This is a genomic window from Sphingomonas sp. CROZ-RG-20F-R02-07 (assembly GCF_022662335.1).
In the GTDB taxonomy this organism is placed as follows: domain Bacteria; phylum Pseudomonadota; class Alphaproteobacteria; order Sphingomonadales; family Sphingomonadaceae; genus Sphingomonas.
In genome coordinates this window covers 1-20643 of record NZ_JAKNQJ010000024.1, presented here as the reverse complement: position 1 = coordinate 20643, position 20643 = coordinate 1, and the positions used below count along the sequence as shown (strand labels likewise).

The window sequence follows — 20643 nt, the reverse complement described above, 5'->3', positions numbered from 1 at the left end:
TGCGAACCCTGGTCGCTGTTGAAGATCGCCGGCTTGCCATGCCGCGCGAGCGCTTCCTCCAGCGCCTCGATGCAGAACCCGGCATCGAGCGAGATCGACACCTGCCACGCCAGCACCCGCCGGGTGAACCAGTCGACGATGGCGACGAGGTAGACGAAGCCGCGCGCCATGGGCACGTAGGTAATGTCGGTAGCCCAGACCTGGTTGGGCCGGGTCACCGCCAGCTTGCGCAGCAGGTAGGGATAGACCTTGTGCCCCAGCGCCGGCTTCGACGTATTCGGCCGGCGGTAGATCGCCTCCAATCCCATCCGCTTCATCAGCGTTGCGACATGCAGCCGACCCACCGCCGTGCCTTCCTGCCGGAGCAGATCGCGCAGCATCCGGCTGCCGGCGAACGGGTACAGCAGGTGCAGCTCGTCGATCCGACGCATGATCGCCAGGTCGGTGCCCGACACGGCTCGCGGCAGATAGTAGATGCTGCCGCGGCTGATCCCGAGTTGCTGCGCCTGACGGGCGAGCGGCAGCGCATGGCTACGGTCGATCATCGCTTTGCGCTCGGCAACAGACCGGCCTTCCCGAGCGCACCGGCCAAAAAATCGTTCGCCAGCGTCAGCTCGCCGATCTTGGCGTGCAGCACCGTCACGTCGACCGCCGGTTCTGCGGGGGTGGGCTCCGCCCCGAACACGTCCGCCGCGCCCTCCAGCAGCCGCGCCCGCCACTGGTTGATGAGGTTCGGGTGCACGTCATATTGCTGCGCCAGCTCGGCCAGCGTCTTCTCGCCCTTCACGGCGGCCAGTGCCACCTTTGCCTTGAACGCCGGGCTGTGGTTTCGGCGTGGTCGCTTGCTCATCTTGCCTCCTGCTCGCGGCCAGCATGGCCGCTGTCAGATCGGCAATCCACTTATCCCCAATGTGCAGATTTCCCGAGCCACCTCTCAATGCCGCTCCGGTTTGGCGCACAGCATTAAGCACCCCAGCCGCGGTGCCCGCCCGAGCTGCGATATGGCCCGAAAACGCGGTAGCCATCATGGCAGGCACCGCGAAGGCAATCCCACATCCGGCCATTGCGAACAAAGGGGCGGTCGTCATCAGGGCAGAGCCGCGCCCGACCGCAAGCAGGCTTACGCAACCGGCAACGGCGACTGCAAGGCCCGACAGCATTATGGTGCGAGCGCCGAACCGGGCGGTCATGCGTCCAGAGGCGATGTTGGCCACGCCGATCAGCGCGGTCATTGGCAGGAAGGCGACGCCGGTCGCAAGTGGCGACAGGTGCTGGGCGGACTGGAAGAAGATGCTGAAGACGAAGATCAGGCCGTAAAAAGCGAAGGCTAGCAGGGCGCCGACGACTGCTGCCGACGCGAACATCCTGTCGCGGAGCAGCGTGATCGGCACCAGCGGCTCGACATCGCGCGAGTCGATGGCGAGAAACGCGATCAGCAGGAGAATGCCCGACAGCAAGCCTCCAAGTATCCAGAGGTTTTGCCATCCAAGGCGACCCACCTCCGTCAGCGCACCCACGAGACAGGACAGGGATGCAACGATCAGAGCCTGGCTGAGGACGTGAAACCTTCGGTTGCCGGTAATCTGGTCACTCGGCGCGAAACGCCGGGTCAGCCAAGTTCCGTAGATACCAAGCGGCAGATTGATCAGGAATATGCCGCGCCAGCCGACGTGTTCGATGAGCATGCCACCCAGCAGGGGACCGGCGGCAATGGCAAGGCTGCTAGCGCCCGAGAAAAGACCGATTGCCTTTGCCCGGTCGCCTCCAGCCGGGAAGCTCCGTTGGAGGAGGGCCAAGGCGCATGGCATGAGCAGAGCCGCACCGACGCCCTGGCTGGCGCGGGCAGCTAGCAGGATCGCGAATGACGGCGCAGCGCCGCAAGCCAGAGATGATAGGGTGAACAGGCCGAAACCGATAATAAACAACCTGCGAACGCCAACGCGGTCTGCCAGCGTGCCGGCACTCAGCAGCAGCGCCGCATAGGGAAGCGTATATATATTCATAACCCACTGCAGCGCGCTTAGCTGGACGTCGAAGGATTGCTGCAAAGCCTTCAGCGCGACGTTGACGACCGATATGTCGAGGGTGACGAGGACGCCACCCATCGTTGCCGCAGCGAGAACCGCATTGCGCCGCGCCAAAGGCACACCTGTGACTGCACTTGCGCCTTCCTGCTCAGCCATCAAGCATCATACTTTTTCCGCGAGTGAAGAGCATCGTTCGCCTGCGCGATAACCTGCTCACAGGTTCGTGCCTCCTGCGATCTACATCCTCTGGGCATTGACCAGCTAATGTCATTTAAGAGCAAGCTTGCGATCAGCGGACCGATATCATCTAGCAGGCTTGCGCAGCCGAGCGCGGTCCCGCTGGCGACAACCTTATTGAACTCGGGATTATCGCGCACCAAATCTTTTCAAAATCTGTCTTGATTGCGGCGGGTGCAACCGTGTTAGCGGACATGCCGCGCGGGCCGAGCTCCTTAAGCTATTTTAAAACACCTTCACACAGCCCTTTATTATCTCGTAGATGCAGCGACATCGAAAATAGGGTCGTGTCAGGAAAATACGCCCTTCAGATGAATGTCACCAGCAACTCATCGCGCGATATCTCCCAGACCGGCAAGTTTCAGTGTGTCCCGGCGCAATCGATCCTGTATAACAGCAATGCCTTCCGACCCGTCTTCTGAGGAATCGACCGTTATCCGGAACGGCCGCGTGCCGCGAGGGGCTTCGACGATACGCTTGATTGCGCGCCCGATCTCGGTCGGGTCGGCGTTCTCCGGCTCGAACGCCTCGACGGCGGCCAGCACCTTGGCTTCAAGGTCGCGGGTCGGACCTTCAGTGTGGACGGCAGCGACCGCCGCGTCGGCCGGCTGCATCGCGTGCTCGAAATGATTGGTGCCGCTCGTAAAGGCTCCGGGTACCAAAATCGAGGTTTCTATCCCGAACCTTGCGAGTTCGAGAGCGTAGCTGATTGCCAGCTGCTCCATCGCCGCCTTGGCTGCGAAGTAGGGTCCGAGCAGCGGTGGCCAGTTTGCCCGTACGGTGGTGCTCGATATCCACAGCAACAGGCCCTGCTTACGCTCGCGCATGTGCGGCAGCACCGCGCGGTTAACGCGCTGCGTCCCCAGCACGTTGCTGTCGTACAGGCGGCCAGCTGCTCGACGCTGAACGCTTCCGTCGGCCCCAGATTCATGTGGCCAGCGTTGTGGATCACGACATCGAGCGAGTTATCGGCCAGAACCTGGCCAACGGCTGCGTCGACCGAGACCTGGTCGGCGATGTCCATCTCCAGCGGCCAAAGCGCCAAGCCTTCGTCGGCGGCAATGCGGCGGTACTCTTCCGCCACGGGGCGGTTGCGCCCCTCGCTCTCCCGCAGGGTGGCGTAGACCCGGTGACCGCCGCGGGCCAGTTCAAGTGCCGCCATGCAACCGAAGCCGCTTGACGTACCGGTGATCAGGATGGTCTCAGCCATGGGTCGCCTCGCTGTCGTTGGGCCGCATCATGCGGGCGTTCATTTCTGCCTTGGCGCGGTCAGGGACGATGTGCAGAATCGCGCGCTGAAGCGTGTTGAGCCAGCCCGGCGAGACCTGCGCCGCACCGGTCTTCATCGCCTCCCAACCCGCGCGCGCGGGCGCGTCGGGCGGGTCCTTGCCCCCGGAACCGGCCGGCGTATCGGTCGTATCCGCCCGCTCCCAGAAATCAGACTCCGTCAAGCCCGGCATCAGACAGGTCACGCTCACGCCCGTGTCTTGCAGCTCGTTACGCAGCGCGTAGCTGAAATTGTCGAGAAACGCCTTGGAGGCGTTATAGGCTGCCTGATAGGCACCGGGGATCAGCCCGGCGATCGAGCCGGTAATGAGGATGCGACCGCCGCGCTGGTCACGCATCCGCCGTCCGACGCGCTGGAGCAGGTCCAGCGTGCCCACCACGTTAGTCTCGATGAGGTTGCGCACCGCTACAAAATCCTGATCGAGGAACCCCTGTCCCAGCCCATGGCCCGCATTGGCGCAGAGCACGTCGATACGGCGCCCCCCGATCCGCTCGTCCAGCGCGGCGACGCCCTCCGCCGTGGACAGGTCGACATTGATCGTGTCGACCAACGCGCCGGCGAGATCCGCCAGCGCGTGATCGAACGGCCGGTCCGCGGCTAGCAACAGCGTGAAACCGTCGGCGGCGGCGAGCTTGGCCAGTTCCAGCCCGATGCCGGACGATGCGCCGGTGATGACGGCAAACGGCACCTGCGATGCCGTGCTCAAAGATACGCTCCGCCAGAAACCTCGATGCGCTGCGCGTTGACCCAGCGGTTGGCGTCGCCAAGCAGCGCTGCGATCATCGGGCCGACGTCGTCAGGCACTCCCGCGCGGCCGAGCGCGGTGGCATCGGCGACACCCTTGTTCATTTGCGGGTTGTCGCGCACCATTCCGCCGGCAAAGTCGGTCTCGATCGCGCCGGGCGCGACCGTGTTGGCGGTGATTCCGCGCCCGCCCAGCTCCTTGGCAAGATAGCGGGTGAAGACCTCGATGCCGCCCTTCATCATCGCGTAGGCGGCGAAGCCCGGCGTCGCGAAGCGCGCGAGGCCGCTCGACAAGTTCACGATCCGACCGCCATCGGCAATTAGCGGCAGGAGCGCCTGCGTCAAGAAGAACGCGCCCTTAAGCTGGACCGCGACGATGTCGTCAAAATCAGCCTCGGTCACCTCGCCGATCTTGCCGAAGTGGCTGGTGCCGGCGTTGTTGACGAGAAAGTCGAACGTGTCACGCCCCCAGTGCTCGCCTAACGCCGCCTTCACCTGTTCGACAAAGGCCGGGAAGCGCTCAGCCTGGCCGACGTCGAGCTGCAGTGCGACCGCTTTCGAACCGGCCGTCTCGACCTCGCGCACGGCCGCGTCGGCTTCGTCGCGATTGGAATGATAGGTAACGATCGAGTCCACGCCGGTCCTTGCCAGCGCTGTTACGGCATTGCGGCCGAGGCCGCGGCTGCCGCCGGTAACGATTGCGATGCGTGATGTTTCGGGCATGATACTCTCTTTGTTGTTCAACTAAGATTACGCGGAACCGGCGCAAATCGGTTGCCACCGCCTCCGACAAAGTTGCCCTTTTCTCCAATGTTGTGCTCGACTATATCGGACGTATGACCGAACCCTTCGCAACGATGGTGCAATTGCTGAACCGGTTTGCGGCTGATGGAGACGACGGCATCTCGATGCCGCTGCCTGGGTTCGCAGTTATGCGACATCGCGAGCCGGGGCGCGTGCGGCAGGAAGTGTACATGCCGGTGCTCTGCCTCGTGCTGCAGGGTGCCAAACAGGTCGCGGTCGGGGAGGAAGCTCATTTAGTAGGTGCAGGACAGGCGCTGCTGGTTAGCATGGAGGTGCCGGTGACCGCTAGCATGGACGCCAGCGAGGCCCAGCCTTACCTGGCCGTGGCGGTCGACCTGGACGTGGCGCTGCTCGACGAAGTGGCCAGGCAGGGGGGCGAAGCCGAAGCGCTGCCGTCGGGCGGAGCCATCGCGCTGCTCGACCGGCCGTGCGATCGATTGCTAGATTGTCTTGGTCGGATTGTAGCGCTGTCGGGGCGGCCGCAGGAGGCGGCGGTGCTCCTGCCGGGCCTACGGCGCGAGCTGCACTATCTTTTGCTGCTCGGCCCGCTCGGGCCGGCGCTACGCGGGAGGGCGCGGCCGGACAGCCATCATCGCCGGATCGGCCGCGCGGTGGCGCTGCTCAGGAGTGCGTTCCACGAGCCGCTGCCGGTGGTAACGCTGGCGCACGCCGCGGGCATGAGCGCATCCGCGTTCCACTACCATTTCAAGGCGGTCACGCACCTCTCGCCTAGGCAATATCAGAAGCAGCTTCGCCTGTTAGAGGCGCGACGGTTAATGCGGATGGAAGGTGCCAGCGCGCGCAACGCCGCCTTCCGAGTTGGCTACGCCAGCCCGCAGCAGTTCACGCGCGATCATGCCCGGCACTTCGGCGTACCGCCCCGACGAGGTTTGTACGTCGAGCCCGAGCACGCCGTCGCCGCCGAATGAACCGGATCAGCGCCGCGTCAGGCCACCATCGACCGCAATCGTCTGCCCTGTGATCAAGGCCGCCTCGTCGGACGCCAGAAACAAGGCGGTGCCGACGATGTCGGTCGGTGTCTGCGAGGGGGCCGGTGAGAGAAGGCCCAAAAACGTACGCTTAGCCGGTGCGTTGTGAGCGGCGGAAGGAAGTAGTGAGCGGCCCGCCGCCTTTTCGAGGGCGCGGGCGGGCGATAGCTGCCGCCAGTTCGCATCACCGGCTTTGCCGAAATTTATCGAGTTTCGGGAAAGACGGGTATCAGGGCATCCCATGACGGCGGGTGTACAGGGCAAGTTTCAGCGCGGGATCATCGTTCGCCTGGAAGCTGGCATAGACGTATGTCGCTCCGTCCCGGCCTGAAGAATGCAACGTCTTGGTGCCCGCCGAGGGTGACGCGACCAGGTGAGAACACCACCAGCCTCGAAACTCGTCGCAGGCCTCGCTCAGGGCTAGCACCAGTTCCTCGAAGGCCGGATCGCCCGCGCGCTGGTCATAGGTCGGACGGAACAGCGCGATCATCCGCTCGGCTTCCTGAGCCCAATCTCTGCCGAACATCGCCCGTGCGTCGGGCGTCGTCAGCATGTAGCGGAGGATGTTTCGTTCGCGCTGGTCCATCGACGTGAACCCGAAGAGTTCGTCGGCGGCAGCGTTCCACGCCAGCACGTCCCAGCGCAGGCCGGTGACATAGGCGGGCTCGGGCAGGCTTTTCACGATCGTGTTGATGATCTCCGGCACCGTCTCCTGACCGAATGCCTCGGCGGAACTCCGTGCGGCTAGCTTGTGAAGGTGAGCCGTTTCGGCGGCATCGAGGGCGAGCGCTCGCGCAAGCGCCGCTATCGTTCCAGCGGATGCCGACACCGGCCGGCCTTGCTCCAACTTGACGTACCATTCGCAGCTGATCCTGGCCCTATCGGCAACCTCCTCGCGTCGCAGGCCGGGCGTCCGGCGCCGCCTTGTGCCAGATAGACCCAGTGCAACGGGGTCGAGCCGATACCGGCGGGACCGGAGGAAATCGCCCAATGGCTTGTTGCCGCTCACGCACGCTCCTGACTGGTACAATTCTATACCAGTATAATACCGGCTCTTCTTGGGTCAACGCGGAGAGCCTAGCTTGGGTCCGTACCTGCCCGATAAAGGAGTTTCCGCGATGCCCATGGTCTACATCCAGATGCACGAAGGGAAGGACGCGGCGTACAAGAAGGCGGTGTCGGAAGGCATCCACGTCGCCATGATGGACGTGCTCGGCGTCCCGGACGATACGTGGGACCAGTTCTTCCACGAGCACAAGCCGGGCAACATTGTCTATGACCGCAATTATTTCGACGTCCCGCGTAGCGAGGACATGATGTTCATCCATTTCTTCTTCAACACGCGGCCCAAAGAGATGAAGGAGCGCTTCTTCGAGGCGGTGGCGGACGAGGTGACGAAGCGCGCGGGCCTTCGCCGCGAGGATCTGCTGATGGCGATCACGGAGGTGCCGTGGGAGAACTGGTGGGCCTATGGCCGCACGGTCGATCCCAAGACCGGCTTCGACACGCGCATGAAGGGGCAGGGCTGATGGACAGCCCCGGTCTAGGCGGTCGCCTGCCGCTGCAACCTCCCGCAAGCCTCGGACCCGAAGCGCGAGCGCTCTACGACCGGCTTGCCGGGGGGCGGCTGGGCAGCGCGTCGCCGTTCACGAGCCGGACCGACGCCGGCGAGCTGATCGGGCCGTTCAACGCCCTTCTCCACGCGCCCGCCATCGGCGGTGGGTTCATCGATTTCCACGAGGCCGAGGAACAGGCGACGCCGCTGTCGAAGAGGATGCGCGAGATTGTGATCCTCTCGGTCGGGGCGGCTTGGGGATCGGCCTATGAGCTTTATGCGCATCGGGCGGTCGCGGCGCAGGTCGGGTTCTCGCCCAATGCGGTGGCCGCACTCGGCGCGGGCGAGCCGTGTGACCAGCTCGCCGGGGATGAACAGGCAGCGCAGCGCTTCACGCTTGAACTGGCGCGGCATCGGGTCGTCAGCGACGCAACCTACGGAGAAGCGGAACAGATGTTCGGACGCGAGGGATTGGTTGCCCTGACCTTGCTAGCAGCGGCGTACACCGGCACTTGCATGATGCTCAACGCCTTCGCGGTACCCCCGCCATCCAACTGATTCTTCGGTCGAGTGGCTTTCCCCACGGTCTCGGAAAGAACGGTCTGATAATGAGGAGATCGCCAAGGCCGGCGCGACCGCCTCGCCGCTGCTGATGGAGGGCACGACAGCTTTGGGTGGAGATCGCGCTCACTCCAGCGGCAAAGTTTCGGGTCGGCAAATTCACCGCGGCGCAGGAGTTCATGGTCAGTCCAACCGCGAACCTGTTCATTAATTCCACCTTCGGCTGGCCGGATAGTTTTGCGACCGATCTACCGAGTGGTGGTCCGGCATATCCACTCGCCGCTCCCGGCGCGCGCCTCGCCCTCCAGCCGAACGCTCAGACGACGTTGCGCGTCGCGGCGTTCACGGGGGACCCGGCAGGGCCAGGCGGCGGCGATCCTCAGCAGCGCGAGAAGCATGGGTTCAACACTTTCGAGTTATCGGGCCGCCCGTTCGTGATCGCTGAAATCAGTCGCGCCGTCGGCGGATCGTCACCGACGCTGACCACGACGGTGGGTGGGTGGGTACACTTCGACCGTTTTGCCGATCTCAGCAACCCGATGAGCGTTCCGGGACCTGTGGTCGGCCCCTCGGGCCACCAAGATGATCTGGCCGTGTATGGCCTGGTGGACGCCCGGTTGTGGCAATCCGCGTCGAGCAGTACCCGCGCGGTGAACGGGTTCGTGCGTGCCACGTTTAGCCCGCCGGACCGAAACCCCGTCGATGTCTATGTGGACGCGGGCATCAGCCTGTCGGCACCTTTTGCGGGGCGCGACGGCGATACGGTCGGATTCGGGTTCGGCCTCGCCCGGATCCCGGATCTCATCTCGGCTTCGTTCCGCCGCACGCGAAGAACTCTTGTCCGGCGGAGTGGCGACAGTGCCACCTGCCTTTGAGGGTGCCGTGGAACTTACCTATCAAGCTACGCTGGTGGGTCCTCTCAAGGTGCAGCCCAACATTCAGTACGTGGTCCACCCTGCATCCAGTGCTCTGACCATCCGAAATCCAGGCGGGCGCCTTCCAAATGCGTTGGTACTTGGCGTGCGATCCTCCGTCTCATTTTAAGGTGGAAAGTCTCCTAGCATAACAGTTGCGTTCTTGATTGGACATGTGCGCGGGGCGCAGAGGTGCGGCCGCCTGATGAGCTCGTCGCCGCCACGGCGATCGCGGGATAGCGGTGGAATGGCTGTTGCCATTCTAGGCCAATCCGATTTCCGTGGCGCGACCGTCGCCTACGATGGGTCGGGCGAAGGCCCCGCTACCTGACCAGCTGCAGCGACTGACTGATCAGTAGGCGCCGGCTTGCGTCTGGCCAGGATCGCCGCCCACGGATTTGGCCGGGGATCGCCGATGCGGTGCAATGTGTTTCGGTCTTGGTGCATGAAGGGCGCGTCCCGACCCTGGATCATCAGCTCGGTGTCGGTGACATAGCTCCAGGAGCCGTCGGGGTTGAAGGTGATCGTGATGCGATAGCTGTCGGTTCGGAACGCCGCTTCGAGAAACGCGGTCGAGCAGATGCCGTATTCCGCATGGCCGCGCGTCGCCAAGACCGAAAACGCCTCGGCATCCACCGCCACCTTCCCGGCGGCGAGTGCGACCTGCCCGCGCGGGATCGCGACCGTCTGCATTACGAGACCGGTCTCCTTCTCCCAGAGCCAATAGCCGACCTGGTCGTGGAAGGTGATGTCCTCTTCCTCGGTCGTGATGTGGATATGGTAGTGCAGGCCGTACAGCAGCTGCGGTCCGTTCGACTGTGGATCGATCGGCTGCATGTCGATCGTCTCGATGAACACACGGCGCTCAGGGGCATCCGCTTTGGGATTGATGTCCAGGCCCTTGCGCGCGCGCCACTTTCCGGCCAGCCGGGCTAAGGGTCCGAGATTGGCCAGTGTGTCAGGGTCGACGTTGCTTTGCTCGGAGAAGACGTCACTCGAACTCATAAGAGCTCCTTTGGAGAGGACCGTGAGCATGCGGAGGTCAGTAAACGCTATTTCGGACGCCGTTCGCCACATCCATCTTCCATCGCGCGGGTAGCACAGCAGATACAGATTGTCACCCAAGCGGTCGTTTTCAGCCCAGGCTTTATACCACTGCGGTCACTATCGTTGGTCTGCCGGTGCCCGGCATAGCCGCGTCGCCGCTCGGCAGTAGACGCCATTCGGCCGGCAAATTCCATCTGCTAAGCGGCGCGCTCCGAAATGACGGTTCAGCAACATTGGCGATCGGGCCGTCCTGGGCCTGCCACCTCGTCGTGAATCAGGAAAGCCGCTCCACCACAAACTGATGATTGGGTCTGGGCCCGAGTCTGGATCCGTCGGTGTCGGGGCACGGTTCAGGCTCAAAGACTTGCGGCTGGTATCCTGCGGCGTCCGACGGCATCCAGTGACTATCGGTCATAGGATGAGTGCACGCCTGTTTAGTTCCCCTGGTCTCGTTTTATCGCATGCAGCGACAGTGATGCGACGCCGGGTCAGCGTCTTTCCCAAAGCCCTAACGCAAGGAGCAAGCTCATGAAAACGGTACTGATCACCGGCGCGGGAACCGGCTTCGGAAACGAAGTCGCGTTTCGACTCGCGCAGAAGGGGTTCGATGTAATCGCGGGAGTCGAAATCTACCCGCAAGTCGAGATCCTGGAAAATCAGATCAAGGATCGCGGGATAACGCTTCGCATCGAAAAGCTCGACGTCACCAACGAGGGTGATCGGCGCAAGGCCCTCGACTGGAACGTCGAGATCCTCGTCAACAACGCGGGCTTACTGGAAGGCGGCTCGGTCGTTGACATCCCCGGCGAGAACATGCGGAACGAGTTTGAGGTGAACGTCATCGGCCCGCTGCTGCTGACGCAGGGCATCGTCAAGCAGATGATCAAGCGTGGCGAGGGCCGGGTCGTGTGGGTGTCTTCGCGCGAGGGGATCAACGTCAATCCGTTCACCGGCATCTACTCGGGTTCCAAGCACGCGATCGAGGCGATCGCGCAGACAATGGCGGTCGAGCTCCAGGAGTTCAGTATCGAGGTGGCGACGATGAACCCCGGCCCGTTCCTGACCGGGTTCAACGACCGTGGTTTCGACACGCCCAAGAGCTGGATCGACGATCCCGCCGAGAGGCTGTTCGACTATTCCAAGCTCGCCTTCCCGCGCGCGCAGTTCGATCCGGAGCCCGTCTACGCCACCCTCACCGCGCTGGCGGCGGGCGAACTCGACAGCTTCCGCAATCTCGAGCCCAAGTCGATGATCCCCGAAGCCAAGGAGAACATCGAGAAGGTCTGGACCAAGACGATCAGCGAAGGGCTCGGGACGAGGCACAAGCAGGTCCAGCAATGCTACGACATGGAGCCGGAGCAGCGGGTTGCCCAGTCCTGACGTTATACGAAAGCGACAAATAGCTAAGATCACCAAGAAGACTCTTTACATATCGCGTGGCGAACTTGCTGCCGAAAGTCGGGCTGCGTCAGGCCATTGTCTTGGCCGATTACGTGATTGGAATGGTTCGACTTCTTCTCCAGCCTGAACGGGTGAATCATGCACAGCAAAGCGGCCGACATCGTCACGAAGACGCTTCACGCGGCGGGCGTGAAGCGCATCTATGGCCTGGTCGGCGACAGCCTGAACGGCATCACAGAGTCCCTGCGCCGACGCGGCGACATCGATTGGGTGCATGTCCGCCACGAGGAGGCGGCGGCCTTTGCCGCTGGCGCCGAGGCGCAGCTGACCGGCGAGCTTGCCGTCTGTGCCGGATCGTGCGGGCCGGGAAACACCCATCTCATCAACGGTCTGTTCGACTGCCAGCGGACGCGCGTGCCGGTGCTGGCGATCGCGGCGCAAATCCCTTCCGCCGAGATTGGCCGCAACTACTTCCAGGAGACCAAGCCGGACGACCTGTTTCGCGCCTGCTCGGATTATTGCGAGCTGGTCAGCAACCCCGAGCAATTGCCGGGGGTGCTCGAGACCGCGATCCGCTCCGCGATCGGCAACCGTTCGGTGTCGGTGGTCGTCATCCCGGGCGACGTCGCTCTGGCGGACTATGACGCGCCGATCTCGCAGCCCGCGGGTTTGCGCCTCGCCCGCCCGGTCACCGTGCCAGACCGGCCGACACTCGATTCGCTTGCCGGCTTCCTCAACAAGGGACGTCGCGTGACGCTTTTCTGCGGACGCGGCTGCCAGGGTGCGCACGACCAGCTGATGCGGCTGGCCGACGCGCTACAGGCGCCGATCGTGCATGCGCTCGGCGGCAAGGAACATGTCGAATGGGACAACCCCTACGACGTCGGCATGACCGGGCTGATCGGGTTCAAGTCCGGCTATCAGGCGATGATGGACTGCGACACGCTGCTCATGCTGGGCACCGACTTTCCCTACCGGCAGTTCTTCCCCAAGGACGCCGCGATCGCGCAGATCGACATCCGGCCGGAGAATATCGGCCGGCGCGCGCCTCTGGCGCTGGGCGTCGTGGGCGACATCGCCGCGACGATCGATGCGGTGCTGCCACTCATCGAGCGCAAGACCGACGGTGCGCATCTCGCCGACAGCAAGGCCAACTACGCGAAGGCGCGAGAAGGGCTCGACGAGCTCGCAACCGGCACGCCGGGCCGCAAGCCCATCCACCCCCAGTACCTGACCAGGCTGGTGAGCGAGGCGGCGGCCGAGGATGCGGTGTTCACCTTCGACGTGGGCACGCCCACGATCTGGGCGGCGCGCTACCTCAAAATGAATGGCCGTCGCCGGATGCTCGGTAGTCTCGCACACGGGTCGATGGCGAACGCCATGTCGCAGTCGATCGGGGCACAAGCCAGTCATCCCGGACGGCAAGTGATCAGCCTGTCGGGAGACGGCGGCTTCGCCATGTTGATGGGTGACGTGCTGACGCTGGTGCAGCAGCGGCTGCCGGTCAAGATCGTCATCTACAACAACGGCTCGCTGGGCTTCGTCGCGCTCGAGATGAAGGGGGCCGGCTTCCTGGAGTTCGGCACCGATCTCAAGAATCCTGACTTCGCTGCGGTGGCCCGCGCAGCCGGGCTGCACGGCGTGCGCGTGGAGGATCCCGCCGATCTCGAGGCGGCGATCCGCGACGTGCTGGCGCATCCGGGGCCCGCGCTGCTCGATGTGGTGACGAACCACCAAGAGCTTTCGATGCCGCCGGTCATCACGCCCGATGAGGTCAAAGGCTTCGGGCTGTGGGGGATACGCGCGGTGCTCAACGGCCGCGGCGACGAGGTGCTCGACCTCGTCAAGAGCGGTAATTTGCTCACCTCGCTCTTAGGTTAACTCGGCTTCGGTGGAGGAACGGCATGGACGTCACCGCTCTCTTGCTTTCCCGCATCCAGTTCGCGGGCACGGTGTCGTTCCACATCATCTTTCCAGCCTTTACCGTCGGACTGGCGGCGTGGCTGTGCGTGCTCGAAGGCGTGTCGCTCGCGACAGACCGGCCCATCTACCGTCGGCTGTTCGACTTCTGGCGCTCGATTTTTGCGGTCGCGTTCGCGATGGGGGTCGTCTCGGGCATCGTGATGGCCTTCGAGTTCGGCACCAATTGGAGCGAGCTGTCACGGCGCACCGGCGCCATTCAGGGACCGCTGCTCGGCTATGAGAGCTTCACCGCCTTTGCGCTGGAGGCGAGCTTCTTCGGCGTGATGATGTTCGGCCGCGAGCGGCTGCCGCGCTGGTTTTACTTCTTCGCCTGCCTGATGGTCGCGCTGGGCACGACGCTCTCGTCCTTCTGGATCATGGTCAACAACAGCTGGATGCAGTGGCCGACGGGTTTCCGGGTGGGCGCCGACGGCGTGTTCGTGCCGACCGACTGGACGGCGATCATGTTTAACCCCGTCCTCCTGGTGCGTTTCCCGCACATGCTGTTGGCGGCCTATGTGACGTCCGCCTTCTGCATCGCGGCGACCGGCGCATGGCATTTGCTGCGCGGCCAGTTCAAGGCGGAGGCGCGCACGATGTTGGGGATGGCACTCGGCCTCGCGGCGGTGCTGGTGCCGGTCCAATTGTTCTTCGGCCACTTGGTAGGCGATTACACGCACAAGTACCAACCGACGAAGTTCGCCGCGATCGAGGCACGCTGGCATGACGAGAAGCCCGCCTCGGAGGTGCTGATCGGCTGGCCCAACGAGCGGACCGAAAGCAACGACTATGCGATCAGCGTGCCATATCTCGGCAGCCTGATCGGTTCGATGAGTCTCTCGTCCAAGGAAGTCGGGCTCAAGGACTTCCCGAAGGCGGACCGTCCGCCCGTCGTCATTCCCTTCCTCGCGTTCCGGGCGATGGTCGGGTGCGGGCTCCTGATGCTCGCCATCGCCTGGCTGGGCGGCCTGCGGATGCTGCTCGGCGGCATCGAGACGCGCCGCTGGCTGCTCTGGTCCATCTTCCTGTCGTTTCCGCTCGGGTTTGTGGCGACGCTCACGGGCTGGTTCACGGCCGAGGTTGGGCGTCAGCCCTGGACGGTCTACGGCCAGCTGCGCACCGTCGATGCGGTGACGCCGTTCCTGCGCGCGCCCGCGGTCGCGGCGACGCTGATGATGTTCTTTCTCGTCTACGGCGCGATCTTCACCTTCGGCACGGTGTACATCTATCGTCTCCTGAAGCGCGGCCCCGTGGCTTTGCCGGAACCAGTGCCTGGTGAGACCAATCCGAAGCGGCCGCTGTCGATCCCCGGCGATAGTCCGGGCACGCAGGCCGAAGCGCAAATGACTGAGGCGGCGGAATGATCGCTTTCTGGGTCGCGGTGCTCGCCCTCACCATCTTTCTCTACGTCACGCTCGATGGGTTCGACCTGGGCATCGGCATGCTGCTGCCACTGGCAGCCGACGAGCGTCAGCGCCGCGGCATGATTGCCACCATCGCGCCGGTCTGGGACGGCAACGAGACCTGGCTCGTGCTGAATGCGGCCATCCTGTTCGGCACGTTCCCGCTGACCTACGCCACCATCTTGTCGGCCTTCTACCTGCCGCTCATCCTCATGCTGGGGGCGCTGATCTTCCGCGGCGTCTCCTTCGAGTTTCGCGACAAATCCACCCGGACCCGTCCATTGTGGGACGCGGGCTTCGTCATTGGGTCATATCTTGCGACGTTCCTGCAGGGCGTGGCGGTGGGTGCGCTCGTGCACGGGCTGCCGATGGCAGGAAGCCGCTACATCGGCGGCGCGTTCGGCTGGGCCTCCCCCTTCGCGCTGCTGTGCGGCGTCGGCTTATGCGTCGGCTACGCGCTCATGGGCGCCGGTTGGCTGACGTTCCGGTCGCCCCCGGCCGTACGCGAGCTGGGCTTCCGCCTGATACCCAGGCTGCTCGCCGCGCTCGTCCTGTTTCTGATCGCGGTATTCGTTCTCGCGTTGAAGGACGATATCACCATCATGCATCGGTGGTTCGAGCGGCCGGAGCTGTTTGCTTTCCCTGCGCTTGGAGTCGCCGCCTGTGCGACACTCGCCTGGGCCGTCGCGAAACGCCGCGGATTTCTTCCATTTGCTGCGGCGGTCGTAATCTTCGCGGCGGCCTTCGGCACGCTCGCGGTGTCGTTCTACCCTTACATGATCCCCTTCGCCATCACGACGACGCAAGCGGCGGCGCCGCTTTCTAGTCTTTCCTTCATGTTCTGGGGCGCCGGCGTCGTCGTGCTGCCGCTGACGCTTGTCTATACGCTGGTGGTATACTTCGTACTCAAAGGAAAGACTTATGAGGCCGAGCAGGGATACTGAAATGGGAAGAGTCACCTCTCCCCATGGCTGTGCGCTGTCGATTGTCGGGCAAGGCGAAATAGGGCGACGCTCAACCGACGCGCTTGGGACGGAATCGCGTTTTGAAGACGAGTGATCCCGATGCGCTTGTCGGCGATCCGCCGACACAGGAAGAGACGGCGCATCTCGCCGCCCGCTTCGGCCGCCTTCTGCTCGCGAATGGCGCGGACGCAAGCTACGCCGGCGCGTCGGTCCGCGCCCTCGCGGAAGGTCTCGGACACGAGGTGAGCCAGCTATACACCGCTGAAGGTGTGCTGGTCTCCGCACAATCCGGCGCACAGGCACATGTGCGGCTGAGCCACTCGATTGCCGGTACGAGGGTCGACATGGGTCGACTGATCGCCCTGCGGGGACTCGTCGCGCCTGTTCCGTCCGACCCGGCACGACTCGATCCGGCGATGGACGCGATCGAAAACGGGGCTGAAGGCCATTCGCCCGTCCTGATTGCCTTCGGTCTGGCGGTAACGGCGGGGGCGCTTGCCCGCCTTTTCGCGGGCTCCTGGTCAACAGTCCTGGTAGCCGGGCTCGTTGGCGCTGCCAGTGCTATGGTTCGACGGCAGCTGGCGCAGCGGCATGTCGGCGCGATCCCGGCGGCTTTCCTGCTCGCCTGCATCACAGGTCTCATTGCCGTGATCTTAGCACGCTTCGTGCCGGGTTCGTCGTCGGCGCTGTGCCTGACGGTAGCCGGCATGCTGCTGGTGCCAGGCGTTCCGTTGATCAACGGCGTCAGCGAGCTTGTCGTGGGGCATACAGGCATAGGGCTGTCGCGCGTGGCAAGCGGCACGATCGCCCTGCTCGCCATCGGATGCGGTGTCCTACTCGTCTCCAGCCTTGGCGGAACGCCGCTGCGCCCGGATCAAGCACCCGGCGTGCTTCCGATAGGCCAGGACCTGTTCTATTCGGCGGTTGCGGCCGCGGGCTACGCGATGCTCTTCGAGGTGCCGTTCCGGGCCGTACCGATCTGCGTCCTGTGCGGCATGGCGGGCCACGGCCTCAGGACCGAATTGATCATCAACGGCATGCCGCTTGCGGTATGTTCCCTGGCGGGGGCGATCCTGGCCGGTCTAGTGGCGCGGGCGGGTGCTGCATTTCACGGCGTACCCGCGGTCACCTTCGCGTTCCCCGGCGTGGTGGCGATGATGCCGGGATCATACGGGTTCCGGGCGGCGGCTGGCGGCTTGCAAGTCATGGACGCCGCGGCTGCGACGCCGCCGGCGCTGCTCGCCCTGACCCTGTCGCTTGCGATTACGACGGTCGCGGTGACGCTCTCGATCGGCATCGGCCTACTCATCGCGACCACGACCCCGCTTATCCCGCTCCGCTTCCATAAGGACGATGCCCATGGCCGATGATCCTACCGCCCATCCGCAGCTGAGAGACTTGCCGATCGGGATCGATGCGACGGGCAAGCGCCAGGAGTTCGACAGCATGGGTACGGTCGATGTGCCGGCCGATCGCTACTGGGGTGCGCAGACTGAGCGGTCGCTGCAGCATTTCTCGATCGGCGACGATCGAATGCCCAAGGCGGTCTACCACGCCTATGGCGTGGTTAAGAAGGCGGCGGCGCTGGTCAACGCCGAAGGAGGCCACCTGCCGCGCTGGAAGGCCGATGCGATCGTGCGGGCGGCGGACGAGACGATCGCGGGGAAGCTCGACGAGCATTTCCCGCTTTATGTATGGCAGACCGGGTCGGGCACCCAGTCGAACATGAACGTCAACGAGGTCCTGTCCAACCGCGTGATCCAGTTGCTCGGCGGGACGCTCGGCTCGCAGCAGCCCGTTGGGCCCAATGACGACGTCAACATGGGCCAGTCGTCGAACGATAGCTTTCCCACCGCCATGCATATCGCGGCGGTGACGCTGATCGACGATCGATTAGTGCCCGAGCTGAGCAAGCTGGCGGACCTGATCCAGCAGAAGGCTGACGGCTGGATGGACGTGGTGAAGGTCGGCCGCACGCATCTGGAGGATGCGACGCCGCTCTCGGTCGGGCAGGAATGGTCGGGCTGGGCAGCGCAGATCCGGGCGTGCGCAAGCGAGGTCGAACGCAGCCGCGAGGGACTCTACGAACTCGCGTTGGGCGGCACCGCGGTCGGCACGGGATTGAACGCGCCCAAGGGCTTCTCGAAGGCTGTCGCGGCGAAGATCTCCGAGTTGACCGGCAAGCCGTTTGTCACCGCGCCGAACAAGTTCATGGCGCAAGGGTCGCTGGACGGGATAGTGCGGGCGTCGGCGGCGCTGCGCGGCGCTGCGGTGGCGTTGATGAAGATCGCCAACGACATGCGCTGGCTGGCGTCGGGGCCGCGCTGCGGCTTCGGTGAGCTCAAGCTGCCCGCCAACGAGCCCGGCTCGTCGATCATGCCCGGCAAGGTCAACCCGACCCAGTGCGAGGCGATGGTGATGATCTCCATCCAGGTGATCGGCGACGATACCGCGACCGCCTTTGCCGGCAGCCAGGGCAATTTCGAGCTGAACGCGATGCGCCCGATCATCATCAACAACTTCCTGCACTCGGCCACCATCCTGGCGGACGGGTGCGAGAAGTTCCGGACCTACTCGGTCGAGGGCACGGACATCGATCGCGACAAGATCCAGGGCTATCTCGACGATAACCTGATGCTGGTGACCGCGCTCTCGCCGGTGATCGGCTACCAGAACGCCGCTCACATCGCCGAGGACGCGCAGGCCACGGGTTCGACGCTCAAAGAAGCCGCGCTCAAGTCGGGCAAGGTCGACGAAGCGCAATACGACAAGGTCATCGTCCCCAAGGACATGATCGGCACCGGCGTGTCGGGTGCATGACCCGTACCCTCCAACCTCAGACAAAGCAGGAGACTGGCGATGATTCGATGTGTGCGGTTGTGGACCGGCAAGGACGGTAATTCCGATTTCGAGGAGGGGCGTATCGAGTTCGGGAAGGGCGGCGGGGCCGACCATTGGACGCCGGACCAGCCCGCCACCAACGTCTCGTTCCGCGAAACACCGTCGGGCGGCGATTTCGACTGGCACCAGGATCCCGTGCCCCGGATCGTGCTGACTCTGTCGGGCACGCTCGAGTTCGAAGTGAAGTCGGGCCGTACCTTCACGATCCGTCCGGGCGACGTGCTGCTCGCGCAGGACAATAGCGGCACCGGCCACAAATGGCGATTGCTCGACGAGCAGCCGTGGCGGCGCGCCTATGTGGTCATACCCGACGCGGGCGCGGTCCCCTTCACGGCCAACAATCAAGGAGCGAATGCATGACCGACACACCCTTCGATGTCGTCCTGGTCGGGGCCGGCATCATGAGCACGACGCTGGCGACGTTCCTGCGCGAACTCGATCCGTCTTTGTCCATCCTGATGCTGGAGCGCCTCGGCGGCCCTGCGCAGGAGAGCTCGGACGGCTGGAACAACGCCGGCACCGGCCATGCCGCCAATTGCGAGATGAACTACACGCCCGAGCGGGCCGACGGCTCGATCGACATTTCGGAGGCGCTCGAGGTCAACGTCGAGTTCGATCTGTCGCGGCAGCTGTGGACGCACCTCATCAAGACGGGCGCGATCACCGAGCCGGCGCGCTTCATCCAGGCCTGTCCGCATCTGAGCTTCGTCACCGGCGAGGATAACGTCGCCTTTCTCAAGAAACGCCACGCCGCGATGAGCGCGACCCATTGCTTCTACGGCATGGAGTATACCGAGGATCATGCCACCGTCGCCGGCTGGGCACCCATCGTCATGGAAGGTCGCGACCCCTCTACCCCGATCGCCGCCACGCGCATGGTGACCGGCTCGGACGTCGATTACGGCACGCTGACCCACATGCTGGTGGCGGCATTGGGCAAGAAGCCGGGGTTCGAGGCGCGGTTCAACACCGAGGTGCACGCACTCTCGCAGGATAACGACGGCGGTTGGCGGCTCGCGACGCGCCCGCATGGCGATGGCGGCGGCGACGCGGGCGAGGTGCGCGCCCGCAAGGTGTTCGTCGGCGCCGGCGGCGGATCGCTGCTGCTACTTCAGAAGAGCGGCATCCCCGAAGGCCATGGCTATGGTGGCTTTCCGGTAAGCGGCATCTGGTTGCGCTGCGACAATCCGGCAGTCGCCGCACGCCACAAGGTCAAGGTCTACGGCAAGGCGGCCCACGGATCGCCACCCATGTCGGTGCCGCATCTCGATATGCGCGTGGTCGACGACCAGCACTCGATCCTGTTCGGGCCGTATGCGGGCTTCAGTCCCAATTTTCTGAAGGAAGGCTCGTTTCTCGACCTGTTCAAGTCAATCCGCTTCTCGAACATCGGTCCGCTGCTCGACGTGGCGGTGCACAACCTCAAGCTGGAAGAGTATCTCGCCGACCAGGTGGTTCTCAGCGAGGCGGGGCGGATTGAAACGCTGAAGACCTTCTACCCCGACGCGGATCCCGACGACTGGCGTGAAACGACGGCAGGCCAACGCGTGGAGATCATCAAGCCCGATGGCCACGGGAGCGGCACGCTCCAGCTCGGCACCGAACTGGTCGTGTCCTCCGACAAGACCCTGCTGGCGTTGATGGGAGCCTCGCCTGGTGCCTCTACCGCAGCGGCGATCGCGTTGGACGCCCTCGAGAAGGGGTTCGGCGAGCGGCTGACGCATGATGGCTGGCTGCCTCGGCTGCGTGAGATCATTCCAACGTATGGGATCGACCTCAAGACGGACGCCGAGGCCTGCCGCAACTCGAGAGCGCAGACAGCGCCTGTACTTGGCTTGGCTACGG

17 protein-coding genes and 3 pseudogenes are annotated in these 20643 nt (G+C 64.2%); 12 read left to right on the top strand and 8 right to left on the bottom strand.

The genetic code is table 11. From position 1 onward, the window contains the following. The 5 genes and pseudogenes from L8H00_RS17910 to L8H00_RS17890 all read right to left on the bottom strand — a co-directional run. Positions 1–850 (bottom strand): annotated as a pseudogene (locus L8H00_RS17910) (IS3 family transposase); the annotation flags it as partial. After that, positions 744–2183, bottom strand: a complete 1440-nt coding sequence (locus L8H00_RS17905) for an MFS transporter (RefSeq protein ID WP_242098667.1) — start codon at positions 2181–2183, stop codon at positions 744–746. The gene L8H00_RS17905 and the pseudogene L8H00_RS17910, both read right to left, overlap by 107 nt. Positions 2184–2593: 410 nt before the next feature. After that, positions 2594–3426: pseudogene (locus tag L8H00_RS17900) on the bottom strand (SDR family NAD(P)-dependent oxidoreductase). Between the two features lie 40 nt (positions 3427–3466). Continuing rightward, positions 3467–4258: an SDR family NAD(P)-dependent oxidoreductase gene (locus L8H00_RS17895; protein ID WP_242098666.1), complete on the bottom strand. Its 792-nt coding sequence runs from the start codon at positions 4256–4258 to the stop codon at positions 3467–3469. Then, positions 4255–5019, bottom strand: a complete 765-nt coding sequence (locus tag L8H00_RS17890) for an SDR family oxidoreductase (protein ID WP_242098665.1) — start codon at positions 5017–5019, stop codon at positions 4255–4257. Before L8H00_RS17890 ends, L8H00_RS17895 begins: the two co-directional genes overlap by 4 nt. 113 nt (positions 5020–5132) lie before the next feature. Between L8H00_RS17890 and L8H00_RS17885 the strand changes: the two genes are divergently transcribed. Beyond that, on the top strand, positions 5133–6029 hold the full coding sequence (locus tag L8H00_RS17885; RefSeq protein WP_242098664.1) for an AraC family transcriptional regulator: 897 nt from the start codon (positions 5133–5135) through the stop codon (positions 6027–6029). A gap of 6 nt (positions 6030–6035) precedes the next feature. Here L8H00_RS17885 and L8H00_RS17880 read toward each other — a convergent pair whose 3' ends face one another. Both L8H00_RS17880 and L8H00_RS17875 read right to left on the bottom strand, forming a co-directional pair. Continuing rightward, the gene (locus tag L8H00_RS17880; RefSeq protein ID WP_242098663.1) at positions 6036–6332 is read right to left on the bottom strand and encodes an SDR family oxidoreductase; all 297 of its coding nucleotides are present in this window, start codon (positions 6330–6332) and stop codon (positions 6036–6038) included. Then, the gene (locus L8H00_RS17875; RefSeq protein WP_242098662.1) at positions 6319–7098 is read right to left on the bottom strand and encodes a helix-turn-helix domain-containing protein; all 780 of its coding nucleotides are present in this window, start codon (positions 7096–7098) and stop codon (positions 6319–6321) included. Before L8H00_RS17875 ends, L8H00_RS17880 begins: the two co-directional genes overlap by 14 nt. Before the next feature lie 109 nt (positions 7099–7207). Here L8H00_RS17875 and L8H00_RS17870 point away from each other — a divergent pair, with 109 nt between their 5' ends. The 3 genes and pseudogenes from L8H00_RS17870 to L8H00_RS17860 all read left to right on the top strand — a co-directional run. After that, positions 7208–7618: a tautomerase family protein gene (locus tag L8H00_RS17870; RefSeq protein WP_242098661.1), complete on the top strand. Its 411-nt coding sequence runs from the start codon at positions 7208–7210 to the stop codon at positions 7616–7618. After that, positions 7618–8202, top strand: a complete 585-nt coding sequence (locus L8H00_RS17865) for a carboxymuconolactone decarboxylase family protein (protein WP_242098660.1) — start codon at positions 7618–7620, stop codon at positions 8200–8202. The genes L8H00_RS17870 and L8H00_RS17865 overlap by 1 nt, the downstream gene beginning before the upstream one ends. A gap of 107 nt (positions 8203–8309) precedes the next feature. Next, positions 8310–9080, top strand: a pseudogene (locus tag L8H00_RS17860) (carbohydrate porin); the annotation flags it as partial. Between the two features lie 336 nt (positions 9081–9416). Here the strand turns inward: L8H00_RS17860 and L8H00_RS17855 are convergent. Next, entirely contained in the window at positions 9417–10124 is a 708-nt protein-coding gene (locus tag L8H00_RS17855; RefSeq protein ID WP_242098658.1) for a heme-binding beta-barrel domain-containing protein, read from the bottom strand. Between the two features lie 570 nt (positions 10125–10694). Here L8H00_RS17855 and L8H00_RS17850 point away from each other — a divergent pair. From L8H00_RS17850 to mqo, 8 genes are all read left to right on the top strand, one after another. Beyond that, a complete protein-coding gene (locus L8H00_RS17850; protein WP_242098657.1) occupies positions 10695–11546 on the top strand; it encodes an SDR family oxidoreductase in 852 nt (283 codons plus the stop codon). Between the two features lie 159 nt (positions 11547–11705). Beyond that, positions 11706–13448, top strand: a complete 1743-nt coding sequence (gene poxB, locus L8H00_RS17845; protein ID WP_242098656.1) for a ubiquinone-dependent pyruvate dehydrogenase — start codon at positions 11706–11708, stop codon at positions 13446–13448. A 23-nt stretch (positions 13449–13471) separates the two neighbouring features. Next, positions 13472–14893 carry a cytochrome ubiquinol oxidase subunit I gene (locus L8H00_RS17840; RefSeq protein WP_242098655.1) on the top strand — a complete coding sequence of 474 codons (1422 nt, stop codon included), beginning with the start codon at positions 13472–13474 and terminating at the stop codon, positions 14891–14893. After that, positions 14890–15876 (top strand): cytochrome d ubiquinol oxidase subunit II, encoded by a 987-nt coding sequence (cydB, locus tag L8H00_RS17835; RefSeq protein WP_242098654.1) that lies wholly within the window; start codon positions 14890–14892, stop codon positions 15874–15876. The genes L8H00_RS17840 and cydB overlap by 4 nt, the downstream gene beginning before the upstream one ends. 101 nt (positions 15877–15977) lie before the next feature. Further along, on the top strand, positions 15978–17267 hold the full coding sequence (locus L8H00_RS17830; RefSeq protein ID WP_242098653.1) for a threonine/serine exporter family protein: 1290 nt from the start codon (positions 15978–15980) through the stop codon (positions 17265–17267). After that, a complete protein-coding gene (gene fumC / locus L8H00_RS17825; RefSeq protein ID WP_242098652.1) occupies positions 17257–18717 on the top strand; it encodes a class II fumarate hydratase in 1461 nt (486 codons plus the stop codon). The genes L8H00_RS17830 and fumC overlap by 11 nt, the downstream gene beginning before the upstream one ends. 39 nt (positions 18718–18756) lie before the next feature. Further along, on the top strand, positions 18757–19158 hold the full coding sequence (locus L8H00_RS17820; protein WP_242098651.1) for a hypothetical protein: 402 nt from the start codon (positions 18757–18759) through the stop codon (positions 19156–19158). Beyond that, positions 19155–20643, top strand: a 1489-nt coding sequence (gene mqo, locus L8H00_RS17815) for a malate dehydrogenase (quinone) (RefSeq protein WP_242098650.1), incomplete at its 3' end; no start/stop codon positions are given. The genes L8H00_RS17820 and mqo, both read left to right, overlap by 4 nt.